The sequence below is a fragment of the Mesorhizobium sp. 2RAF45 genome (assembly GCF_052115225.1).
In the GTDB taxonomy this organism is placed as follows: Bacteria; Pseudomonadota; Alphaproteobacteria; order Rhizobiales; family Rhizobiaceae; genus Mesorhizobium; species Mesorhizobium jarvisii.
Genome location: NZ_JBFRGG010000020.1, coordinates 66,119 through 89,056, shown reverse-complemented (window position 1 = coordinate 89,056; position 22,938 = coordinate 66,119). Strand labels below are relative to the sequence as shown.

10 protein-coding genes and 1 pseudogene are annotated in these 22,938 nt (G+C 65.1%); 3 read left to right on the top strand and 8 right to left on the bottom strand.

What is annotated here, in order from left to right; genetic code table 11:
• The 8 genes and pseudogenes from AB4Z43_RS31280 to AB4Z43_RS31245 all read right to left on the bottom strand — a co-directional run.
• Window positions 1-965: HlyD family type I secretion periplasmic adaptor subunit (locus AB4Z43_RS31280; RefSeq protein WP_441940605.1), on the bottom strand; the 965-nt coding region annotated here is incomplete at its 3' end.
• 86 nt (window positions 966-1,051) lie between these two features.
• Window positions 1,052-3,346 (bottom strand): peptidase domain-containing ABC transporter, encoded by a 2,295-nt coding sequence (locus tag AB4Z43_RS31275; protein WP_441940603.1) that lies wholly within the window; start codon window positions 3,344-3,346, stop codon window positions 1,052-1,054.
• A 207-nt stretch (window positions 3,347-3,553) separates the two neighbouring features.
• Window positions 3,554-3,880, bottom strand: a complete 327-nt coding sequence (locus AB4Z43_RS31270; protein WP_038646827.1) for a hypothetical protein — start codon at window positions 3,878-3,880, stop codon at window positions 3,554-3,556.
• Window positions 3,881-6,957: 3,077 nt separating this feature from the next.
• Window positions 6,958-10,761, bottom strand: coding sequence for a DUF4347 domain-containing protein (locus tag AB4Z43_RS31265; RefSeq protein ID WP_441940609.1), 3,804 nt, complete (start codon window positions 10,759-10,761; stop codon window positions 6,958-6,960).
• 109 nt (window positions 10,762-10,870) lie between these two features.
• Window positions 10,871-11,887: a DUF4347 domain-containing protein gene (locus tag AB4Z43_RS31260; RefSeq protein WP_441940601.1), complete on the bottom strand. Its 1,017-nt coding sequence runs from the start codon at window positions 11,885-11,887 to the stop codon at window positions 10,871-10,873.
• 483 nt (window positions 11,888-12,370) lie between these two features.
• Window positions 12,371-16,180: a hypothetical protein gene (locus AB4Z43_RS31255; RefSeq protein ID WP_441940608.1), complete on the bottom strand. Its 3,810-nt coding sequence runs from the start codon at window positions 16,178-16,180 to the stop codon at window positions 12,371-12,373.
• 717 nt (window positions 16,181-16,897) lie between these two features.
• Window positions 16,898-17,347: pseudogene (locus AB4Z43_RS31250) on the bottom strand (DUF4347 domain-containing protein); the annotation flags it as partial.
• 94 nt (window positions 17,348-17,441) lie between these two features.
• Entirely contained in the window at window positions 17,442-17,756 is a 315-nt protein-coding gene (locus tag AB4Z43_RS31245) for a hypothetical protein (protein WP_441940599.1), read from the bottom strand.
• Between the two features lie 1,310 nt (window positions 17,757-19,066).
• Between AB4Z43_RS31245 and AB4Z43_RS31240 the strand changes: the two genes are divergently transcribed.
• The 3 genes from AB4Z43_RS31240 to AB4Z43_RS31230 all read left to right on the top strand — a co-directional run bounded on the left by AB4Z43_RS31240 (window position 19,067) and on the right by AB4Z43_RS31230 (window position 22,800).
• A complete protein-coding gene (locus tag AB4Z43_RS31240; protein WP_441940597.1) occupies window positions 19,067-19,291 on the top strand; it encodes a hypothetical protein in 225 nt (74 codons plus the stop codon).
• Entirely contained in the window at window positions 19,288-22,092 is a 2,805-nt protein-coding gene (locus AB4Z43_RS31235; protein ID WP_441940595.1) for a glycosyltransferase family 25 protein, read from the top strand. Before AB4Z43_RS31240 ends, AB4Z43_RS31235 begins: the two co-directional genes overlap by 4 nt.
• Window positions 22,093-22,188: 96 nt before the next feature.
• A complete protein-coding gene (locus tag AB4Z43_RS31230; RefSeq protein ID WP_441940593.1) occupies window positions 22,189-22,800 on the top strand; it encodes a class I SAM-dependent methyltransferase in 612 nt (203 codons plus the stop codon).
• Window positions 22,801-22,938 lie beyond the last annotated feature (138 nt).

Sequence of the window (22,938 nt, the reverse complement as noted above, 5' to 3'; positions counted from 1 at the left end):
GCCGGCACCAGCGTGATAAAGCGCTCCCCTGACTGCATGACCGAGCCGACGGAGACTTTTGCCACCGATTGAACGATGGCGTCTGATTGGCTCTTCAACTCGACCAACTGGTTTCGAAGCTTTGCCTTGTTGAGAAGTTCGCGGGCGTCGGAGATCCGCGTGCTTGCCTCCGACAGGCTCTGCGAGACTTCAGCGCGCCAGCCCTGAATGTAGCCGTCGCGCTCGGCGGCTACCGCTGCCTGCTGGCGTTTGGCGGCTTCCGCGGTCTGCTCGGCATTGCCGAGCGCCCGGGACATTTCCGCGCGGTTGTCCTCGGCCAGGAGCGTGTTGAGGCGGCTCCCCACCTGCCTTGCCTCGAGCTGCCTGCGCATCTGTTCGATCGAGTCGGCGACCGTCAGCCGCTGGCGGTAGCCGTCGGCATCGGATTGCGATCGCGAAATTACCGAGCTGAGTTCGTCGCGCTGGCGTTCGAAATTCTCCACCTTGGCGTCGTAGACCGCCTTGCGTTGCTCGAATATCGACACCTGCAGGGTCCAACTCGGGTCGAGGCCGTTGTAGGTGAACGCCTGGCCGCTGGCCTCCGCCTTCAACCGCGCCACCTCGGCTTCAAGTGTCGAGACCTGCATCGCCAGTGCCGCCTGGTCGGCCGAGGAAAAGGTCGCATCGAGGCGGGCAAGCAATTGGCCGGCCTGGACGCGCTGTCCTTCCCGCACCTCGATCGAGCGGACAATCGCTGTCTCCAGCGGTTGCACGACGATGTTGGGGGATTGCGAGACCACCAGCCCTCTGGTCGTCACCACCTGATCGACCGGTATCAGACCCGCCAGGGCGATCAGCGCGATGACCAGGCTGGAAACGATCCAGACGATGCCGCGCGCCGCCCGCGGAATAGGCGCATTGGCGACAGCCGTCGACGGCCACTGGAACTCGAGTATGGCCGGCGTCGTCGGATCTCTCGTTTCCATCCGGTGCCACCGAGCGGGAAGGGCGGTGAGAGAGGTGCTGCTCATGGGTTACCGGACCTGATGCGAATATGAGGCGCGCGACATGATCAAACCAGCCGCGGCGGGACGGCGACGGGGCGGCCGTGGCGGCCATCGAGGTGCCGGTTCTGCTGCGACCACAACTGGCGATAGAGCGCGCATCGTTCGAGCAAGGTCGCATGCGGCGCGACGTCGAGGACCTTACCCTGATCCATGACGAGGATGTTGTCGCACTCGGTCAGCGAGGCGAGCCGGTGCGAAACGATGATCATCGTGCGCCCGCTGGCGATGCGCATGAGGTTGGCGCTGACAACCGCCTCGCTCTCCGGGTCGAGTGCGCTGGTCGCCTCGTCGAGGATGAGAATGGTCGGATCGTGGATGAGCGCGCGCGCGATCGCCAGCCGCTGCTTTTGACCGCCTGATAGATTGGGCGAACCTTCCTCGATGTAGGTGTCGTAGCCATTCGGCACCCGCTCGATGAATTCCTGGGCGCCGGCGAGGTGCGCGGCGCGCATGGCGTCGGAAAGGGTCAGGCCCGGGCGCCCGGCGATGATGTTGTCGCGGATCGATCCGCGGAACAGAAAGTTGTCCTGCAGCACCACGCCAAGCCCTTGGCGCAAATGGCGCAGGTTGATTTCCTTGAGGTCGACGCCATCAAGCTTGAGGAACCCACTGTAGTCGCGGTTGATCCCTTGCAGGAGGCGGGCGACCGTCGATTTTCCCGACCCGCTGCGCCCAACAATGCCAAACATGCTGCCGGCGGGAATATGGAAGCTGACCCGGTCGAGCGCCGGCGTCTTGGTGGCGATATAGCTAAAGGTCAGGTCGCTGAACACGACCTCGCCGACCAGCTTGGGTCTCAGGCCGGTGGAGTTCGAACTGCTCTCCAGCGGCCGGTTGAGGACCGACGCTGCCTCGCCGATCGCCGCACCGACCTCCTCGTAGTCTTCAACCAGTCGGGCCAGGCCAACCAGCGGCTGGGCCACACGCTGGGCGATCATCATGAAGGCGAACAAGCCGCCGACCATGTAGCCGGTGCGGTCGTTCATCGCGAGATAGGCGCCGATCAGCATGGTGCCGAGCACCATCACACGTTCGATCGGCGTGACCAGGGTCTGCGGCCAGCTTGCCAGCTGTCCGAAGGCGAGACGCGCCTTTCCCGCTTCGGCCACCCGCTCATCCCAGAGCGCCTTGCGCTGCGGCTCGAGACCGAGCGCCTTCACCGTCTTGATTCCGACGACCGTTTCGCCGAGCGCCGCCGACTTCCAGGTCTCGGCGTCGACCACCCGCTGATATCTGCCGCGCAGCGGCCTGAGGAAGGCGAGGATGATCAGCAGGATCACCACCGCGCAGGCCAGCACGATCCAGGCGAGGGMGGYGTTGATGTAGAACATSACCGGTACCAGCACGCACAGCGTGATCATATCCAGGAACGTRCTGAGGAGTTTTCCCGTCAGGAACTCGCGGATGCGATAGACCTGGGCGAGGTGATACATCGTCTCGCCGGCCGGATGCCGTTCGAAATAGTCGAGCGGCAGGCGTAACAGCCGGCWGAAGACGTGCAGCTGCAACTTGGTGTCCAGACGGGCGCCGACGACATTGATGATCAGCCGCCGTGCATGGCCAAGCAGTGTCTCATAGGCGAAAACCACGGCGATCACCGCCGACAACAGCACCAGCGTCGAGACGCTGTTGAACTGCAGCACCTTGTTGACCACCGTCATGACGATAAGCGGCGGCAGGATGGTCAGGACACTCAGCGTGAACGAGGCGATGGTGATATCGCGCAGGGCGTGGCTTTCGAGCCGCACCAGTTCGGCGAGCCAGCGAAGGGTGAAGGGCGCATCCGCCGCGACATAGGATCGTGTGGCGCGCAGCAGCAATGCCTCGCCCGTCCACACCTGCGACAGCCGCAACTCGTCGATGGCGACGGCTTCACCATCGTCGGGTGCATCCGCACTTTTCAGGAAGACGATGTTCCGCTCGGCGCTCGCCCCGGTGAGGAGAGCCGCGCCGCCATCGTTGAACAACAGGACGACCGGTCCGGCTTCCTGGAAACGCAAGAGGTGGGACCAGCGGATGCGCACGGCGCGCGACCACATGCCTGCGTCCTGCGCCCACTGCGACAGATCGGCGGCGGCTGGAATCGCGCTCGCGGCCCTGAATTCGTTCGGGTCGAGCTCGACGCCGTGATAGCGGGCGGCGCGCAGCATCGCCTTGAGGCGTGGCCCGATCTTGTCAAATTCGGCCGGACCGCCAGGGATCCGCGCCATAGTGCTCTCGCCGCCCGCCGCGTCGCCTTGCGCGGAACCGGCTTGGATCGGGACCGCTTGGATTTCGGCGTTCACGGGGATGTTCACCATGGACTTGTCTTCCGGCACGCAAGTGAACTCGACAATTCCCGGGCCGAAGTGCCTCTGCCGAGGGTTTCGATCATGTTGCCATCGTACTCCGAATTGATCGGCCGCGCGACTCTTCTGCCAAACCGTGTCCCGGGATGTTTAACGCGCGAACTTCGCTCTTCCGCGACGTTCGCGCGTTTCCCTTCGGTGGTCTCTCGCCAGTCTTGCTCACTCATGCGGCTTCAGAAGATCCTTCAGGGTCGTCTTGGCGGTGTGGTCGGTGCTGGCGTAGCCGGTACCGTGCTTGGTCGCATCCAAGGTCTGGTCCGTAGTCACGCCGGACGGCTGGTTCTGTTGGTGACCAAATCCCCTGATCGTATTGAGGATATTCAGGAGATCGGTCGTCACCGAGCCGGCCGCCAGGCCGATCAGGTGGTGTAGCGAGGGCTGGCCGCCGCTGCCGTTGCCGGTCGAGCCCGGCTGCAGGAATTGCCAGCTATCCTTGAGGCCGAGCGAGTCGGGCGTGACATTGGCGGTCTTCGGGGTGGGCGTCACCAGGGTTGTCGTCGACGGAACGATCGAGTCGTTGTGACCGCCCGAGGGTCCGGTCGGACCAGTTGTGCCGGTCGGACCCGTCGAACCCTTCGGCCCGGTGTCGCCCTTCGGCCCGGTTGCCCCGGTCGAGCCTGCGGCACCGGTTGCACCCGTGGCCCCCTTGGGTCCGGTGTCGCCTTTAGGTCCGGTTGCCCCGGTCGAGCCGGTTGCGCCAGTGACACCCGTCGAACCCTTCGGCCCGGTGTCGCCCTTCGGCCCGGTTGCCCCGGTCGAGCCGGTTGCGCCAGTGACACCCGTCGCGCCCTTGGGTCCGGTATCGCCCTTCGGTCCGGTTGCCCCGGTCGAGCCGGTTGCGCCAGTGACACCTGTCGCGCCCTTGGGTCCGGTATCGCCCTTCGGTCCGGTTGCTCCGGTCGAGCCGGTTGCGCCAGTGGCACCCGTCGCGCCCTTGGGCCCGGTGTCGCCCTTCGGTCCGGTTGCCCCGGTCGAGCCGGTTGCGCCAGTGGCACCTGTCGAACCCTTCGGTCCGGTATCGCCCTTCGGTCCAGTTGCTCCGGTCGAGCCGGTTGCGCCGGTGGCACCCGTCGCGCCCTTGGGTCCGGTGTCGCCCTTAGGTCCGGTTGCTCCGGTCGAGCCGGTTGCGCCAGTGGCACCCGTCGCGCCCTTGGGTCCGGTATCGCCCTTCGGTCCGGTTGCCCCGGTCGAGCCGGTTGCCCCGGTCGAGCCGGTGGCGCCAGTGGCACCCGTCGCGCCCTTGGGTCCTGTGTCGCCCTTCGGTCCGGTTGCCCCGGTCGAGCCGGTTGCGCCAGTGGCACCCGTCGCGCCCTTGGGTCCGGTGTCGCCCTTCGGTCCGGTTGCCCCGGTCGAGCCGGTTGCGCCAGTGGCACCCGTCGCGCCCTTGGGTCCGGTGTCGCCCTTCGGTCCGGTTGCCCCGGTCGAGCCGGTTGCGCCAGTGGCACCCGTCGCGCCCTTGGGTCCTGTGTCGCCCTTGGGCCCGGTTGCCCCGGTCGAGCCGGTTGCGCCAGTGGCACCCGTCGCGCCCTTGGGTCCGGTGTCGCCCTTGGGTCCTGTGTCGCCCTTAGGCCCGGTTGCCCCGGTCGAGCCGGTTGCGCCAGTGGCACCTGTCGCGCCCTTAGACCCGGTGTCGCCCTTCGGTCCGGTTGCTCCGGTCGAGCCAGTTGCTCCAGTCGAGCCGGTCGCGCCTGTCGAACCTGTAGCTCCGGTCGAACCCGTTGCACCCGTGGCGCCGGTAGCCCCAGTTGAACCTGTTGCTCCGGTAGCGCCGGTTGCGCCCGTGGCTCCGGTATCACCAGTTGCACCGGTTGCCCCGGTCGAACCAGTGGCACCCGTATCACCTGTTGCACCAGTTGAACCTGTAGCCCCAGTCGATCCTGTCGCGCCGGTATCGCCTGTGGCGCCGGTTGCTCCAGTTGCTCCGGTCGAGCCCGTTGCGCCCGTATGGCCAGTCGCACCCGTGGCACCTGTTGCTCCAGTCGAACCTGTTGCTCCGGTATCACCGGTTGCGCCAGTCGCACCCGTGGCACCCGTTGCTCCAGTTGCTCCGGTCGAGCCCGTAGCTCCAGTCGAACCAGTGGCACCCGTATCACCGGTCGCACCCGTGGCGCCAGTTGCTCCGGTCGAGCCCGTGGCCCCCGTATCGCCGGTCGCGCCCGTCGCTCCGGTCGCACCCGTGGCACCCGTTGCCCCAGTTGAGCCGGTCGCGCCTGTAGCTCCGGTTGCTCCGGTCGAACCAGTGGCACCCGTATCACCGGTTGCACCAGTTGAACCTGTAGCACCGGTCGATCCTGTCGCGCCGGTATCACCCGTGGCGCCGGTTGCTCCAGTCGAACCAGTGGCACCCGTTGCGCCGGTATCGCCAGTCGCACCCGTGGCTCCGGTTGCTCCAGTCGAGCCCGTGGCACCTGTATCGCCGGCCGCACCCGTGGCACCCGTTGCACCAGTCGATCCTGTCGCGCCGGTATCACCTGTGGCGCCGGTTGCTCCAGTCGAGCCGGTGGCGCCAGTGGAGCCCGTAGCTCCAGTCGAACCAGTGGCGCCGGTATCGCCAGTTGCACCTGTAGCGCCGGTCGCACCCGTGGCACCCGTCGCTCCAGTAGAACCTGTTGCCCCGGTATCGCCAGTTGCACCGGTCGAGCCCGTAGCTCCAGTCGAGCCGGTGGCGCCTGTATCTCCAGTCGCACCTGTTGAACCTGTAGCTCCGGTCGAGCCCGTGGCGCCGGTGTCACCGGTCGCACCTGTGGCGCCGGTCGCTCCGGTTGAACCTGTTGCTCCGGTATCGCCAGTCGCACCGGTAGCGCCGGTCGCACCTGTGGCTCCGGTTGCGCCAGTCGCACCGGTGGCACCCGTGGCTCCGGTATCGCCTGTGGCACCCGCGGCTCCGGTTGCTCCGGTCGAGCCTGTAGCTCCAGTCGAGCCCGTGGCGCCGGTATCGCCAGTTGCACCTGTGGCGCCTGTGGCTCCAGTCGAGCCGGTCGCGCCTGTCGAACCTGTAGCTCCGGTCGAACCCGTGGCGCCGGTATCGCCAGTTGCACCTGTAGCGCCGGTCGCACCCGTGGCTCCGGTAGCTCCAGTCGAACCCGTTGCACCCGTATCACCGGTCGCACCAGTTGAACCTGTAGCACCAGTCGATCCTGTCGCGCCGGTATCACCGGTCGCGCCTGTGGCTCCGGTTGCTCCAGTCGAGCCCGTGGCGCCCGTATCGCCGGTCGCACCCGTGGCTCCGGTTGCACCGGTGGCGCCTGTATCGCCAGTGGCACCGGTTGCCCCGGTCGCACCCGTGGCTCCAGTCGAGCCCGTTGCGCCCGTATCGCCGGTTGCACCAGTTGCTCCGGTCGCTCCTGTGGCTCCGGTTGCACCAGTCGAACCGGTTGCACCCGTATCGCCAGTCGCACCTGTGGCGCCGGTTGCTCCAGTTGCTCCGGTCGAACCCGTGGCACCCGTTGCTCCAGTCGAACCTGTAGCTCCGGTCGAACCGGTGGCGCCCGTATCGCCGGTCGCWCCTGTGGCTCCGGTTGCWCCAGTCGARCCGGTCGCGCCTGTATCTCCAGTCGCGCCAGTTAAGCCTGTAGCCCCAGTTGAACCTGTTGCTCCGGTATCGCCAGTGGCACCGGTCGCCCCGGTCGAACCAGTGGCACCCGTGGTGCCGGTTGCACCTGTGGTTCCGGTTGCTCCGGTCGAACCCGTGGCCCCGGTCGAACCCGTAGCGCCCGTATCGCCGGTTGCTCCAGTCGAGCCGGTCGCGCCGGTCGAACCTGTAGCTCCGGTCGAGCCCGTGGCTCCGGTATCGCCTGTGGCACCCGTGGCGCCGGTTGCACCAGTCGAACCGGTTGCACCCGTATCGCCAGTTGCACCTGTGGCTCCGGTCGCGCCAGTTGAGCCTGTAGCACCAGTCGAGCCCGTCGCTCCGGTAGAGCCCGTATCGCCGGTTGCACCCGTAGCACCAGTTGCTCCGGTCGAACCAGTGGCACCCGTATCACCGGTTGCACCAGTCGATCCGGTAGCACCAGTCGATCCTGTCGCGCCGGTATCGCCTGTGGCGCCGGTCGCGCCAGTCGAGCCGGTCGCGCCTGTGGCGCCGGTAGCTCCAGTCGAACCCGTCGCTCCGGTATCGCCGGTGGCACCTGTGGCTCCGGTTGCTCCAGTCGAGCCTGTGGCGCCCGTATCACCAGTTGCTCCTGTGGCGCCGGTTGCCCCGGTCGAGCCTGTGGCGCCCGTATCACCGGTCGCGCCTGTGGCGCCGGTAGCTCCCGTCGAGCCCGTCGCTCCGGTATCGCCGGTCGCGCCTGTGGCGCCGGTTGCCCCGGTCGAGCCCGTCGCTCCGGTATCGCCGGTCGAGCCCGTCGCTCCGGTATCGCCGGTCGCTCCGGTCGAACCCGTGGCACCCGTATCGCCGGTCGCTCCTGTGGCGCCGGTAGCTCCAGTCGAACCCGTCGCTCCGGTATCGCCGGTGGCGCCCGTGGCTCCGGTTGCTCCAGTCGAGCCTGTGGCGCCCGTATCACCAGTTGCTCCTGTGGCGCCGGTAGCTCCGGTCGAACCCGTCGCTCCGGTATCGCCGGTCGCGCCTGTGGCGCCGGTTGCTCCAGTCGAGCCTGTGGCGCCCGTATCACCAGTTGCTCCTGTGGCGCCGGTAGCTCCCGTCGAGCCCGTCGCTCCGGTATCGCCGGTCGCACCTGTGGCGCCGGTTGCCCCGGTCGAGCCTGTGGCGCCCGTATCGCCGGTCGCGCCTGTGGCTCCGGTAGCTCCAGTCGAGCCGGTGGCGCCTGTATCTCCAGTCGCGCCTGTATCTCCAGTCGCGCCTGTGGCGCCGGTAGCTCCAGTCGAGCCCGTCGCTCCGGTATCGCCCGTGGCACCTGTGGCTCCGGTTGCTCCAGTCGAGCCTGTAGCGCCCGTATCGCCGGTCGCGCCTGTGGCGCCGGTTGCCCCGGTCGAGCCTGTGGCGCCTGTATCGCCGGTGGCACCCGCGGCTCCGGTTGCTCCGGTCGAGCCGGTGGCGCCCGTATCGCCAGTGGCGCCCGTGGCGCCGGTTGCCCCGGTCGAGCCTGTGGCGCCCGTATCGCCGGTCGCACCTGTGGCGCCGGTTGCCCCGGTCGAGCCTGTGGCGCCCGTATCGCCGGTCGCACCTGTGGCACCGGTTGCTCCAGTCGAGCCTGTGGCGCCGGTATCACCAGTTGCTCCTGTGGCGCCGGTAGCTCCAGTCGAGCCCGTCGCTCCGGTATCGCCGGTCGCGCCGGTTGCTCCGGTCGAACCCGTGGCACCCGTATCGCCGGTCGCACCTGTGGCGCCGGTAGCTCCAGTCGAACCCGTCGCTCCGGTATCGCCGGTGGCGCCCGTGGCTCCGGTTGCTCCGGTCGAGCCTGTGGCGCCCGTATCACCAGTTGCTCCTGTGGCGCCGGTAGCTCCAGTCGAGCCCGTCGCTCCGGTATCGCCGGTCGCGCCTGTGGCGCCGGTAGCWCCRGTCGARCCCGTCGCTCCGGTATCGCCGGTTGCGCCGGTGGAACCTGTGGCTCCGGTAGAGCCTGTGGCACCGGTATCGCCAGTCGCACCTGTGGCTCCGGTCGAGCCCGTGGCGCCGGTGGAACCCGTATCGCCAGTCGCACCGGTTGCGCCAGTTGAGCCGGTCGCACCAGTGGCTCCGGTCGAACCCGTGGCACCCGTATCACCGGTTGCACCMGTTGAACCTGTAGCACCAGTCGAKCCYGTCGCKCCGGTATCGCCAGTCGCACCCGTGGCTCCGGTTGCTCCAGTCGAGCCCGTGGCACCTGTATCGCCGGTCGCACCCGTGGCACCCGTTGCTCCAGTCGAACCTGTTGCCCCGGTATCGCCAGTCGCACCGGTCGAGCCCGTTGCTCCAGTCGAACCAGTGGCACCCGTATCACCGGTCGCACCAGTTGAACCTGTAGCACCAGTCGATCCTGTCGCGCCGGTATCGCCTGTGGCGCCGGTCGCGCCAGTCGAGCCGGTGGCACCCGTATCGCCGGTCGCACCTGTGGCTCCAGTTGCTCCGGTGGCGCCCGTATCGCCAGTTGCGCCCGTGGCACCGGTTGCTCCAGTCGAACCTGTCGCGCCAGTATCACCGGTCGAGCCAGTGGCACCCGTTGCTCCGGTCGAGCCCGTGGCTCCGGTATCGCCAGTTGCACCGGTGGCGCCGGTTGCTCCGGTCGCGCCAGTTGTGCCTGTAGCCCCCGTTGAGCCTGTAGCCCCAGTTGAACCTGTGGCACCTGTATTGCCGGTCGCACCTGTGGCACCAGTGGAGCCGGTGGAGCCTGTGGCGCCGGTTGCTCCGGTCGCGCCCGTTGAGCCTGTAGCCCCAGTTGAACCTGTGGCACCTGTATTGCCGGTCGCACCTGTGGCACCAGTAGAGCCGGTCGAACCCGTCGCTCCGGTTGAACCTGTGGCACCTGTATTGCCGGTCGCACCTGTAGCTCCGGTTGCACCAGTCGAACCTGTGGCACCCGTCGAACCTGTGGCGCCGGTCGAACCCGTGGCGCCTGTGGGGCCAATGTTGTTCCAGCAGATGACGTGGTTACCGCAAAGACACCGTTGCTGTTGGTAGTGTCCGCATTGGCAAACGTCACCGTGCCAATGCCAGAAGCCGGAACCGTAAAGGTTCCTGCAGCAACTTGGGTAAAATCTTGATTGGAGTTGTTCCCAGCCTGGGGGACGAGAGCAGTAATTGTATATATTGTTGAGGCCGCATTCACAGGAACGTTCAGTATAACCGCAACTGATATGAAAGGGGGAACGGCCTCAGATGGAAGAGAGAAACTGGCAACAATAGCGCCGGAAGGACTGGTTACATAGTATTCAACAGCGAACATCTTTCCGACATTCGCCGATGTATCAAGCGTCCCATTAAGTGTAATTTCCACGCTCAATATGCCCGAATAGTTCGCGACCCCTGTCGTCGTCAGCGGCGCCTTTTGCTTGCCCGCCAGCTCCCATTGTCCACCCAGGGCAGCCGTGCCGACCAAAGCGCTGGTGGCGCCGACGCAAACCCCGGTAGCATCCTCGAGTGCATCGACGAACGCCTCACCAGCCAAGCCTCGGCCCGTCTCGCAACTCCACAGCCGCAGGTCGCCGTCCCCGGCCATGGCCCGGCCGATCGCAGCTAGTTCACCGGCGTCGCGCGCCAGAGTCTCAGCAGACCATTCGCCCGCCGCGAATCCGACACGTCCAGGCGCGCCGTGGGAGATGACGTGTACCGCAGCAAGGCCCCGGCGGCCGGATAGGGCCGCCGCCATCTGCGCGGCCGCGGGCCGCGTGGCATCGAGGAGCACCGGCTGCACGCCGGGCCTTAGCCCTGCCAGAAGGGTGCTGATGTCGCTGACGGCGGGATCGATGAACACGACTTCGGACGTCATGGCATGATCGCCCTGGGGGTATTGGGGCGAACCTTGCTGTGTTGATGGGCTGAAGCCCGGCCGCGCGGCGGCCGGGCTATGGAAGGGAATTGTGTGGTTCAGCACGACATCACCCCCTTGGTCCGACGGCGCCGGATGGAGGCGTGGGTACATCCACCGTGAAACCGGCCGAGGTGAACTTGCCGGCTTCGTCGAAGACGCCGACGTCGAGGCCCGTCGACCCGCCAGGCACCTTGACGGTGATCCGGAAGGGCCTGTTCGCCATGTTCGGAAGACTGATGTTGCCAACGATCGAGCCGTGGTCCCTGTCCACCACGAAGTAGGTCGTCGAGCCGGCCGTCAAGCCGCTCGGAACCAAGCCGGATACGGTGATCTCGATTGCCGCTAGAACTGCTACGTAGCTCATGATGCCCCCCCGGGTTAGCGGCGGCCGCGCCGCGGCGTTCTCTGTCCGAATGTTTAGTTTCCAGTCGCCGCCCAGCGTCTGCGACCCGACTAGGTCGTTCGCCGCCGCGACTGGCGTTCCCGTCGCGCGTGACAGCGCGTCGATGAAATTGCTTCCGGCCGCGCCAGCGCCGGCGTTGCAGCTCCATAAGAGCAGTTCGCCAAGTCCGCCCAGCGCCCGACCGATCGCAGCGAGATCGCCCTGGTCGTCGTAGAGCGTCTCGGCCGACCATTCGCCCGCTGCGAAGTTCACCCGCCCAGGCGCGCCGTGGGCGATGACGTGCACGGCGTCGAGGCCGTCGCGGCCTTCGAGCGCCAGCGCCATTTGGCGCGCGGCCGGGCGGTTGGCGTCGAGCACGATCGCCTCGACCTCCGGTCGCAGATTGGCGAGGATCGTGCCGAGATCGGATACAGAGGGGTCGACGAAAAGGATTTCTGAGGCGCCAGCCTGGCGCGCATCGGTCCGCGCATTCGGGCGACCGGTTGYCGCGGCCGGCAGCGGATGAATTTGGCGCCCATCGACCCGTGGCTCAACGCCCTGGGGCGCACGCGACAACACTTGATTCACAATACCCACTCCCGTCACCCGTGCCGCCGACGCCTCGACGGCAAACTCGCGAGCGAACTCCGGAATGGGAACGTCTGCCTTCCGCCGAGGACAGACATAGACGCGGCGTCTCACGGCGCGCCCGATGAGCGCACCTTGTTCTTCCGCTAAATTGCCTTGCTACCCAGATCCCTGCCCAAACTCGCCTGCAAGACCTCACGGCCACCCGACCGTGCGATCCGCGGGCACCCTCTATACCCATACATTAGTAAAATCGAAAATTAGCGATTTGTAAACTATTAAGGAAGGATTTGGTAAATTCTGAGGAGCGGGGCAGCAGACGTCGGTCAATATCGAGACGCCGGACTCGCCCAAATTGTTTTGGAAATCTAAGACTTTGGCGGCTTCCTTTAAGTTGCTTTCAATCCGCGAATGGTCGCCATGGCTGGGCCGGAAGCGGACACGCCTGCAGGCGGCTGACCCTGGTACCAGGCATGCCCTACGATGCTGCGCGAGCCGACAGAGCACGAATGAAAAGCGCGCGGGCTCCGCTTTCCAGCGAMGCCCGCGCGCCCGTTCGCCAACCTGGACCGGTTACCGTCCAGGTCCATTCGCCACTCAGTCGTGCGGCTTCAAGAGATCCTTCAGGGACGTCTTGACGGTGTGGTCGTTGCTGGCGTAGCCGGCGCCAGGCTTGGTCTGATCCGAGGTGAGATCCGTGCTCGCTCCGGAAGGCTTGTTCTGGTTGTTGCCAGATCCGCTGATTGTCTTGAGGACGTTCAGCAGGTCTGTCGTCACCGAAGTCGCCGCAAGGCCGACCAGTTGGCCGAACGACGCATGCTTGCCGGGATCACTGTTGCCGTCGGGCGAGCCGGACTGCAGGAACTCCGCCGTGTCCGTCAGCCCCAGCGTGCTGGCCGTGACGTTGGCGTTATTACCGCCGTTGCCTTGGCCTCCGGAAGAGTTGCCCTGTCCCTGATGGCTGCTGTTGTCGGCATTGTTATGGTCCCCGGAATTGCCCGGCGCGTCCTGCTGTCCATTGCCGTGGCCGTTATTGCCATGACCATGATCACCGGTCTGACCGCCTGGGCCGGTTGCTCCAGTCGACCCCGTCGGACCAGGCGAGCCTGTTGGTCCGGTCGCACCAGTCGAGCCGGTGGCGCCGGTAGCTCCGGTCGAGCCAGTGGCGCCGGTCGAGCCAGTCGCACCAGTCGAGCCGGTTGCTCCGGTCGAGCCGGTCGCCCCGGTCGAGCCTGTCGCGCCGGTCGAGCCAGTTGCCCCTGTCGAACCCGTCGCGCCGGTGGAGCCAGTTGCTCCGGTCGCTCCGGTTGCTCCGGTCGAACCCGTGGCACCTGTCGAACCCGTGGCACCTGTCGAGCCGGTGGCACCTGTCGAGCCGGTTGCCCCGGTCGAGCCGGTGGCGCCGGTCGAGCCGGTGGCGCCGGTCGAACCGGTGGCTCCGGTCGAGCCAGTTGCGCCTGTCGAGCCGGTGGCACCGGTCGAGCCGGTGGCACCGGTCGAACCAGTTGCCCCTGTCGATCCAGTCGCTCCGGTCGCACCAGTCGCTCCGGTTGCTCCGGTCGAGCCAGTCGCGCCGGTCGAGCCAGTTGCCCCTGTCGAACCCGTTGCTCCGGTCGAGCCGGTAGAGCCCGTGGCGCCGGTCGAGCCTGTCGCGCCGGTCGAGCCAGTTGCTCCTGTCGAGCCAGTGGCGCCAGTCGAACCGGTTGCCCCGGTCGATCCTGTCGCACCAGTTGCTCCGGTCGAGCCGGTTGCACCAGTTGCTCCGGTCGAGCCGGTTGCCCCGGTCGAACCCGTCGCGCCGGTCGAGCCAGTCGCACCAGTCGAGCCGGTTGCGCCGGTCGAACCGGTGGCTCCGGTCGAGCCGGTGGCTCCGGTCGAGCCAGTTGCGCCCGTCGAGCCGGTTGCTCCGGTCGAGCCGGTTGCGCCGGTCGAACCGGTCGAGCCTGTTGCTCCTGTCGAGCCCGTGGCACCGGTCGAACCGGTCGAACCGGTGGCGCCGGTGGCGCCGGTCGAGCCGGTCGAGCCGGTGGCGCCGGTCGAGCCAGTCGCGCCGGTGGCGCCGGTCGAACCAGTGGCGCCGGTCGAGCCAGTCGCGCCGGTCGAGCCAGTTGCTCCGGTCGATCCGGTGGCGCCGGTCGAGCCAGTTGCTCCGGTCGAGCCCGTGGCACCGGTCGAACCCGTCGCACCGGTCGAACCGGTTGCCCCGGTCGATCCAGTCGCTCCGGTCGAGCCAGTCGCGCCGGTCAAGCCGGTGGCTCCGGTCGAGCCAGTTGCGCCGGTCGAACCCGTCGCACCGGTCGAGCCAGTTGCTCCGGTCGAGCCGGTGGCACCGGTCGAACCCGTCGCACCGGTCGAACCAGTGGCGCCGGTCGAACCGGTGGCGCCGGTGGCGCCGGTGGAGCCGGTCGAGCCGGTGGCGCCGGTCGAGCCAGTCGAGCCCGTGGCGCCGGTCGAACCAGTGGCGCCGGTCGAGCCAGTCGCGCCGGTCGAGCCGGTTGCTCCGGTCGAACCGGTGGCGCCGGTCGAGCCAGTCGAGCCAGTCGAGCCCGTGGCGCCGGTCGAACCAGTGGCGCCGGTCGAGCCAGTCGCGCCGGTCGAGCCGGTGGCTCCGGTCGAGCCGGTGGCTCCGGTCGAGCCGGTGGCGCCGGTTGCGCCGGTCGAACCAGTTGCTCCGGTCGAGCCAGTTGCTCCGGTCGAGCCCGTGGCACCGGTCGAACCCGTCGCACCGGTCGAACCGGTGGCGCCGGTCGAGCCGGTCGAGCCGGTGGCGCCGGTCGAGCCAGTCGCGCCGGTCGAGCCCGTGGCGCCGGTCGAGCCAGTTGCTCCGGTCGAGCCAGTTGCTCCGGTCGAGCCCGTGGCACCGGTCGAACCAGTGGCGCCGGTCGACCCAGTCGCGCCGGTCGAGCCCGTGGCGCCGGTCGAGCCGGTGGCACCGGTCGAACCGGTGGCGCCGGTCGAACCGGTGGCGCCGGTCGACCCAGTCGCGCCGGTCGAGCCCGTGGCGCCGGTCGAGCCGGTGGCACCGGTCGAACCGGTGGCGCCGGTCGAACCGGTGGCGCCGGTCGAGCCAGTCGCGCCGGTCGAGCCAGTTGCTCCGGTCGAGCCCGTGGCGCCGGTCGAGCCCGTGGCGCCGGTCGAACCAGTGGCGCCGGTCGAACCAGTCGCACCGGTCGAGCCGGTGGCGCCGGTCGAGCCAGTTGCCCCGGTCGAGCCTGTCGCGCCGGTCGAGCCCGTGGCGCCGGTCGAACCGGTTGCTCCGGTTGAGCCGGTCGCTCCGGTTGAGCCGGTCGCTCCGGTTGAGCCGGTTGCTCCGGTCGAGCCCGTTGCACCGGTCGAGCCCGTCGCGCCGGTCGAACCGGTTGCTCCGGTTGAGCCGGTCGCTCCAGTCGCTCCGGTCGATCCAGTCGCTCCGGTCGAGCCCGTGGCGCCGGTTGAGCCGGTCGCTCCGGTCGAGCCAGTCGCACCGGTGGAACCTGTCGCACCAGTCGAGCCTGTCGCCCCGGTCGAACCAGTTGCCCCGGTTGAGCCGGTTGCTCCGGTCGAGCCGGTGGCACCGGTCGAACCGGTTGCGCCGGTCGAGCCAGTCGCTCCGGTCGCACCTGTTGCTCCGGTCGAGCCAGTCGCACCGGTGGAACCTGTCGCACCAGTCGAGCCAGTCGAGCCTGTCGCCCCGGTCGAACCAGTTGCCCCAGTCGAGCCAGTTGCTCCGGTCGAGCCAGTTGCTCCGGTCGAGCCAGTCGCACCGGTGGAACCTGTCGCACCAGTCGAGCCAGTCGAGCCTGTTGCTCCGGTCGAGCCAGTTGCCCCAGTCGAGCCAGTTGCTCCGGTCGAGCCAGTCGCACCGGTGGAACCTGTCGCACCAGTCGAGCCAGTCGAGCCGGTTGCTCCGGTTGCCCCAGTCGATCCAGTCGCTCCGGTGTCACCAGTCGAACCAGTCGACCCGGTCGAGCCAGTTGCACCAGTCGACCCAGTGGCGCCGGTCGAACCAGTTGCCCCAGTCGAGCCAGTTGCTCCGGTCGAACCCGTGTCGCCGGTCGAACCCGTCGCTCCGGTCGAGCCGGTTGCTCCTGTCGAGCCAGTCGCCCCGGTGGAACCCGTGGCGCCCGTGGCGCCGGTATCACCAGTCGCCCCCGTCGAGCCAGTTGCGCCGGTCGAGCCGGTCGCACCTGTCGCGCCGGTCGAGCCTGTGGCACCTGTATCTCCGGTCGCACCTGTGGCTCCGGTCGAGCCGGTCGAACCCGTCGCTCCGGTTGCTCCTGTCGAGCCAGTCGCCCCGGTGGAACCCGTGGCGCCGGTATCACCAGTCGCCCCCGTCGAGCCAGTTGCGCCGGTCGAACCTGTCGCGCCGGTCGAGCCTGTGGCACCTGTATCTCCGGTCGCACCTGTGGCTCCGGTCGAGCCGGTCAAACCAGTTGCCCCAGTCGAGCCAGTTGCTCCGGTATCACCCGTCGCACCGGTGGCGCCTGTCGCTCCGGTCGAGCCGGTTGCTCCGGTCGAGCCAGTCGCGCCTGTATCGCCGGTCGCACCGGTCGCCCCGGTCGAACCTGTCGCCCCGGTCGAACCTGTCGAGCCCGTTGCCCCAGTCGCGCCCGTTGCGCCGGTCGAGCCAGTCGCACCCGACGAGCCGCTCGCGCCAGTAGAGCCCGTGGCTCCTGTCGCGCCCGTTGCCCCGGTCGCACCTGTGGCTCCGGTCGCGCCCGTCGCGCCAGCCGGGCCAGTGGCGCCTGACTGCGTGAGGTTGAGAGTCGCCGGCGTAAATGTATTGTTGTGTGTGCCGTTAGCAGCACCGGCCGCGAACGTATAACTAACACCAGGGACGAGGGGGGTAAGTGTACCAAATACATCGAAACTATTGTCGTAAATAGTATAACTATGGGTCGTATTTGGAATTGTTATAGTGATAGAAAACGCAAGTGCGAGGCCGGCATTAGTAGCATTTGGAAGTTGAAAGCTGCCAACTACTACGTTAGAACCTAAGGTTGTATCCACCAGATAATAGGTGTTGACGGAACTTGCGTTGCCGTTTCCTTGTATCGTGCCGTTGAGTGTCAGATCACCCGATGCAAGCACTCCGGCGTAACTTGCCATTCCATCTGAGGTCAGCGGCGGCAGGGGCATGGGTGCGCTCGCGCGTGCGAATATTTGCCAGGTGCCACCGAGGGCCGCTGCGCCAACCAGCGATCTCGACGCGCAGACGTCCGCGCCTACGGCTTCTTCCAGCGCCGCCACAAAGGTCTCGCCAGCATTCCCCGATGCCGTTTCGCAGCTCCACAGCCGCAGTTCGCCGTCCGCGGCAAGCGCCCGGCCGATTGCGGCAAGATCCTCTGCCTCTGCCTTCAATGTGGCTGATGACCATTCTCCGGCAGTGAAGCTGATCCGCCCAGATGCGCCATGTGCGATGACGTGCACCGCATCGAGCCCTTCGTGCCCTGCGAGCGCGGCAGCGATCTGCCGCGCCGCCGGCAGGCGGCCGTCGAGCACAATCGCTTGAACCTCGGGTCGCACGTTGCCGAGAACCGTCTGGAGATCGGAGACTGAAGGATCGACAAAGAGAATCTCAGAGGCACGGGCCATGACTGGCTCCTGTTGGCTTCGAATTCAATTCAAGGGAAAACCGCCCATCGGCTGGCCGGCGAGCGGTCGGAAGAAGGATCTTTGGGCGGCGCGGTCATCTTCCCGACGAGCCGACGGCGCCGTTAGGCCGTTCGACAGCGGGGCTCTCTACGCGGAGGAAGCTACAGGCCTGGAAATTCCCGCCATCGTCGAACGTGCCAATCGCAAATGAGCCGGCTGCGGCGGGAACCTTGACGGTGAGAGCGACGGCGAGGCTTCGCTTGACGGCCTTGGGAAGAATGACCTGGCCGACAACGGCGTTCTTGGCCGTGTCCAGGATAAAATAAGGCACATTTTCGGTGGTGTCGCCGATGGGCAAGACGCCTCTAACGGCAACTTCCATCACTGCAAACCCTGCTATGTAGCTCATCCTATCCTCCTTGGTCCGCGGCCACAGTGCCGCGCCGTCAATTGCCGTTGGCGCCAAATGCCTGCCGCCCGGCCAGGTCAGCGCATCTGGTGTTCGAAGTGCGTGCGACAGTGCATCGATGAAATTCGTTCCGAGCGCCCGGCCGCGCGGCCGGAGTTTCGCTGCGGGAGCGATCGACTGGCCTCTTGCCTCCGGTTCCGGAAGATCGTTCCGAAATCGGATATCGAGGGATGGATGAAAAAGGGTTCGGAAACGCGGGCCGAGGCGCGCCGGTCAGCCCATTCGGCCGGTCGGTTCTGACGACGCCTAGCCGCAGTGTTCTATCGACCCCGTGCAGTCCGGGGCCTGCACAGCTCTTGCGATACGCACGCGATGCCACTTGAATCACAACCCACTCCCGTTACCGTGACGCTGACGTCTCGGCGACAACTCTCGAAGGAATGGGAGGCCGTCCGCCTCCAAAGGGGAGGGCATGGACACGACACACCGTTGGCGCGCCCTGGGGACGCACCTTACAATCTGCCAAACGGCCCTGATTACCCAGACCCTCTAACTCAACTCCCTGAGAGAGACTTACGCAGAAATTCGGGCATGCGGCCGTCCGATCCGCGGGCGTCCCTCAACACCGCATTTTAGTAAATTCGAAATTTAGCAAGTTGTAAACTATAAATTAAGCAATTACTAAATTAGCTGAAAGCAGGGTAGCGCCGCTTTAACAATAGCAGCGGGCTGGGTTAGAAAACTGTTATGAAAATCAGATGCTTACTAGGATTACTTGCAATCCTGCCTGCTTCGGACAGCAATTGAAGGTCTCCATCTTCCATGCAAACCCATCGACGATGGCGCAGCCAGACGGGTTGGCAATGTGTCAGCGGATGTGGGTGCCTCGACCTTGACGGCAGCCTGCAAATGGCGGCGAAATACCGAACCTAAACCGGTGACCGGACGAAGCGGTGAATGCCGGCGGTTGCAGTTGGGGCAGGGTCCTTTCACGATCGCGGTTGCCGCCGGGCCGGCACGACGGCTGGCTGCTAACCACGATGGATAAGGTTAAGCGCGGTTTCCAGAGGACGACCTGTGAGATCCGTGAGAAGGAATGATCGGCTTTTTGGAAATATCAGCTGTTGCGCGGCCGGACTGGCAAGTGGACAGCGACAGCGGGGGGAAGGCATGAGCGATCGAGACTTGGCAAATCCGCATCGAAACGGATCCGGCATGGCGCGGCGACACGCGAACCGTCCTTATCGCCGACAGTCACATTGAGGGCCGATGGATCACGAATGGCGAACGGCAAGCGGCTCTGCCTCAACATGATCGTCAAGAACGAGATGGCGAACCTTCAACGCTGTCTCGCGGCAGTTGCCGACCACATCGACTGCTGTGTCATCGGCGATACCGGCTCGACCGACGGGACCCAGGATTTCATCAAATTGTTCTTCGCTGCCCGCAACCTGCCGGGCGAGCTGCACGAATTCCCATTCCACAATTTCGAGCAGGCGCGCAACGACCGCTGCTCAGCTGAAGGAATCGCATGAGCACCATCGGCCTGTGCATGATTGTCAAGAACGAGACGAAGGTCATCCTGCAATGCCTCGCCAGCGTGCTCCCCCTTGTCGACTACGTGCTCATCGTCGACACGGGTTCCGAAGACGGCACGCAAGACCTGATACGCGGCTTCCTCGCCGATCACGGTGTCCAAGGCGCTGTCATTGACGAGCCGTGGCGGGACTTCGCGTACAACCGTACCTTCGCCCTTGAACGATTGCGTAAAGTCGAGACTGTCGACTATGCAATGATCATCGACGCGGACGATGTTCTGATCCGGGACGCCGACTTCGATCCGATCAGGTTCAAGTCGCAGATGGAACACGATTTATACGACGTCGAGGTGTCACATGGTGGCATTTCGTTTTATCGCCCGCAGATCTGCCGCAACCGTCTGCCGTTCGCCTTCAAGGGCGTTCTGCACGAATATCTCGAGGCCCCTCCTGGCCATCTCACGCGGGAGACCGCCAAGGGTTTTCGCGTGGCGACGGGGCGTGGCGGAGCACGCAGTCAAAACCCGCGAAAGTACCAGGACGACTCGGCCGTTCTTGAAAATGCGCTTGCAACGGAGACCGACCCCTTCCTTGTTTCGCGATACACCTTCTATCTGGCGCAGAGCTACAGGGATTCCGGCGAGCGTGAAAAATCACTCGCGAACTATCTGAAGCGCGCCGATCTAGGTTTTTGGGACGAGGAGGTCTATGTCAGCCTGCTCGAGGCGGGCAACCTCATGGCAGCATTGGGGCGGCCATTCGACGAGGTCGTTGCCGCCTTTGAGCGCGCGGCGCAGGTCGTCCCCGCCCGCGCGGAGGCTCTACACGCCGCGAGCCTCTATTGCCGCAACCAGGGCCGGAATGCGGAAGGAACGGAATTTGCGCGTCGAGGGCTCGACCTTGTTCAACCCGCCGGACTTTTCATTCAGCCCTGGGTCTACGATTACGGAGTGCTCGACGAGTTTGCCGTCAATGCCTACTGGGCAGGCGCTTACCGGGAATCGCTCGACGCTTGTCTAAAATTGCTCGCCTCCGACAAATTGCCTGCGGAAATGGCGAAGCGTGTGGTGGCCAACGCGCGCTTCGCCACCGGCAAGCTTCCGCTCAATGAGCCGCCGAAACTTGGGGCGTTCGGGACCGAGAGCTTGATCGACCAGCACAGGCTCGTCCCGCAGCGTTCGTTGCGGTCGCGCATCGAGGGCACGCCGCGCATCCTGGTGACAATCCTGGCAAAGCAGAAAGAGCCGGCACTGCCGCTGTACCTTGAGTGCATCGAGGCGCTCGACTACCCGAAGGCGTCGATCGTCCTGTACATCAGGACAAACAACAACACCGACAGGACCGAGCACATACTGCGCGAATGGGTGGAGCGCGTTGGTCACCTCTATGCCGCGGTTGAATTCGATGCCTCCAACGTGGCCGATAGAGTCGAGCAGTTTGGCGAACACGAATGGAACGAGACGCGCTTCAGGGTGCTTGGCCGAATCCGCAACATAAGTTTGCGGAAAACTCTCGAACACAGCTGCGATTTCTATTTCGTTGCCGACGTCGATAATTTCGTGCGACCGGCCACGCTACGCGAGCTTGTCGCGCTCGACGTGCCGATCGTCGCTCCCCTGCTTCGCTCCATCTCTCCCGGGCAATACTATTCGAACTACCACGCCGAAATCGACGCCAACGGCTACTATATGCAGTGCGATCAATATGGATGGGTGCTCAACCGCCACGTGCGCGGCATTATCGAGATGCCGCTTGTGCACTGCACCTATCTTGTCCGCGCCGACGTACTGCCCGAACTGACATACGAGGACGCGACATCGCGCTACGAGTACGTGATCTTTGCCGACAGCGCCCGCAAGGCCGGCATCGTCCAGTATATGGATAACCGACAAGTCTATGGCTACATCACCTTCGGCGATGGCCAATATTATGTGAGTGACGGGATCGAGCGCGCCCGAGCGCTGTTGCACGGTGCGGGCGACACGCCGGTATTCACTGCCGCCACGCCTCCGGGCGCCGTACCGATGCCAGATCGACATGTCGAGCCGAAGGATCCGCCGAAAATACACCTGATAAACCTCGACCGCAGCGTCGAGCGCTGGAGCAGGTATCAAAGCAATAACTGGCACCTAACGCACAATACGGTTCGTGTGTCGGCCGTTGACGGCACTTCTCTCGACAGGGAGGCGCTCATAAAGGAAGGTCTGATCACCAATGATTGTGCGTACCCCCCGGGCACTTTGGGATGCGCTCTATCCCATATCGGCTTATGGAAGCTGGCGGTTTCAGAGAACAAGACGATAACTATTTTTGAAGACGACGTTCGAGCATCGTTTCGATTTGTGGAGGAATCCGTCAATATACTATCTCAAGCACCGGAAAGCTGGGATTTGATACAGTGGGGATATATATACGATCCGTTGTTTATTTGGGTAAATCTCGGCTTCTCCAAAGCCAAGTTGGAATTTTACGATCGTCGATATCAAGATAAACCCACCTTGTTTCAGGCCGAGAAATTTTCTCGATCCCTCATCAAGGTAGAGCACTCATTTGGGACTCAGGCTTACACAGTCACACCACGAGGCGCGCGAATACTTCTGGAAAAGTGTCTGCCGCTACGAAGCAGACAAATTCCCTTTTCTGGAACTGCCGTCATCCTCGATGACACGGGTATCGATTGCGCGATGTGTGCGGCATATGGCTCGATGCAAGCTTACGTTTGCATGCCACCACTCGTCATTCACGATACCGAACCGCCGTCAGACCGGGCAGACACAGATCACCGAGAGCCGAGCTAGTTTGTCATGGAAGCACAACAGACAGCATTGGCTCGACGCGCGCACGATGTTGTCGCGCGCCAATGTCGATGCGACGAGTAACATGAGGTGCACTCGATGACGCAAAGCACGCCCGATGATTCCCGCGAAGCGTTCGCGCGCATTTACCAAAGCAACGAGTGGGGCTCCGCGGAATCGCGCTCCGGACTCGGTTCAGCATACGCAACGACGCATCGTGTCCGAACCGTACTGCCGATGCTTTTGCGCGCACTGGATGTGAACTCCATGCTCGATGCGCCCTGCGGTGACTTCAACTGGATGCGCTTCGTCGACTTGGGCAAAACGCACTACATTGGCTGCGATATCGTGCCGGAGGTCATCGAAACGAACGGCATGCGATATGCGGATCGCGAATTTCACGCGCTCGATCTTGCTGCTGAGCCACTGCCGAACGTTGACCTCATTTTTTCACGCGACTGTCTGCAGCATCTGACCGAGCCCGATATTTGGCGCGTGCTACGCAACTTCAAGAAGTCCGGCGCGCGCTGGCTGTTCACCTCAAGCCATTCGACCTCGGCACAGGACATTGCGCGGGAAACGGGCGGATTCGGATTTCTCAACTTACAGCAACCGCCATTCTCACTGCCCCTGCCACTCCTAGTCATGCCGGAGGAACACTACGCATCGAAGGCGATGTGTCTGTGGGACATGGCGCAAATCGGTGCATGAGAAACCCATTGCAATCACCGGTTCAAATGCTCGTCACTGGGCCGTCGGCGCCACGTCCCTTCATCGGCAAAATTTGATGCCGAAGACCGCCACCGTGACATCGGAGAATCGTCAATGTTTCAGAACTCGGACGACATC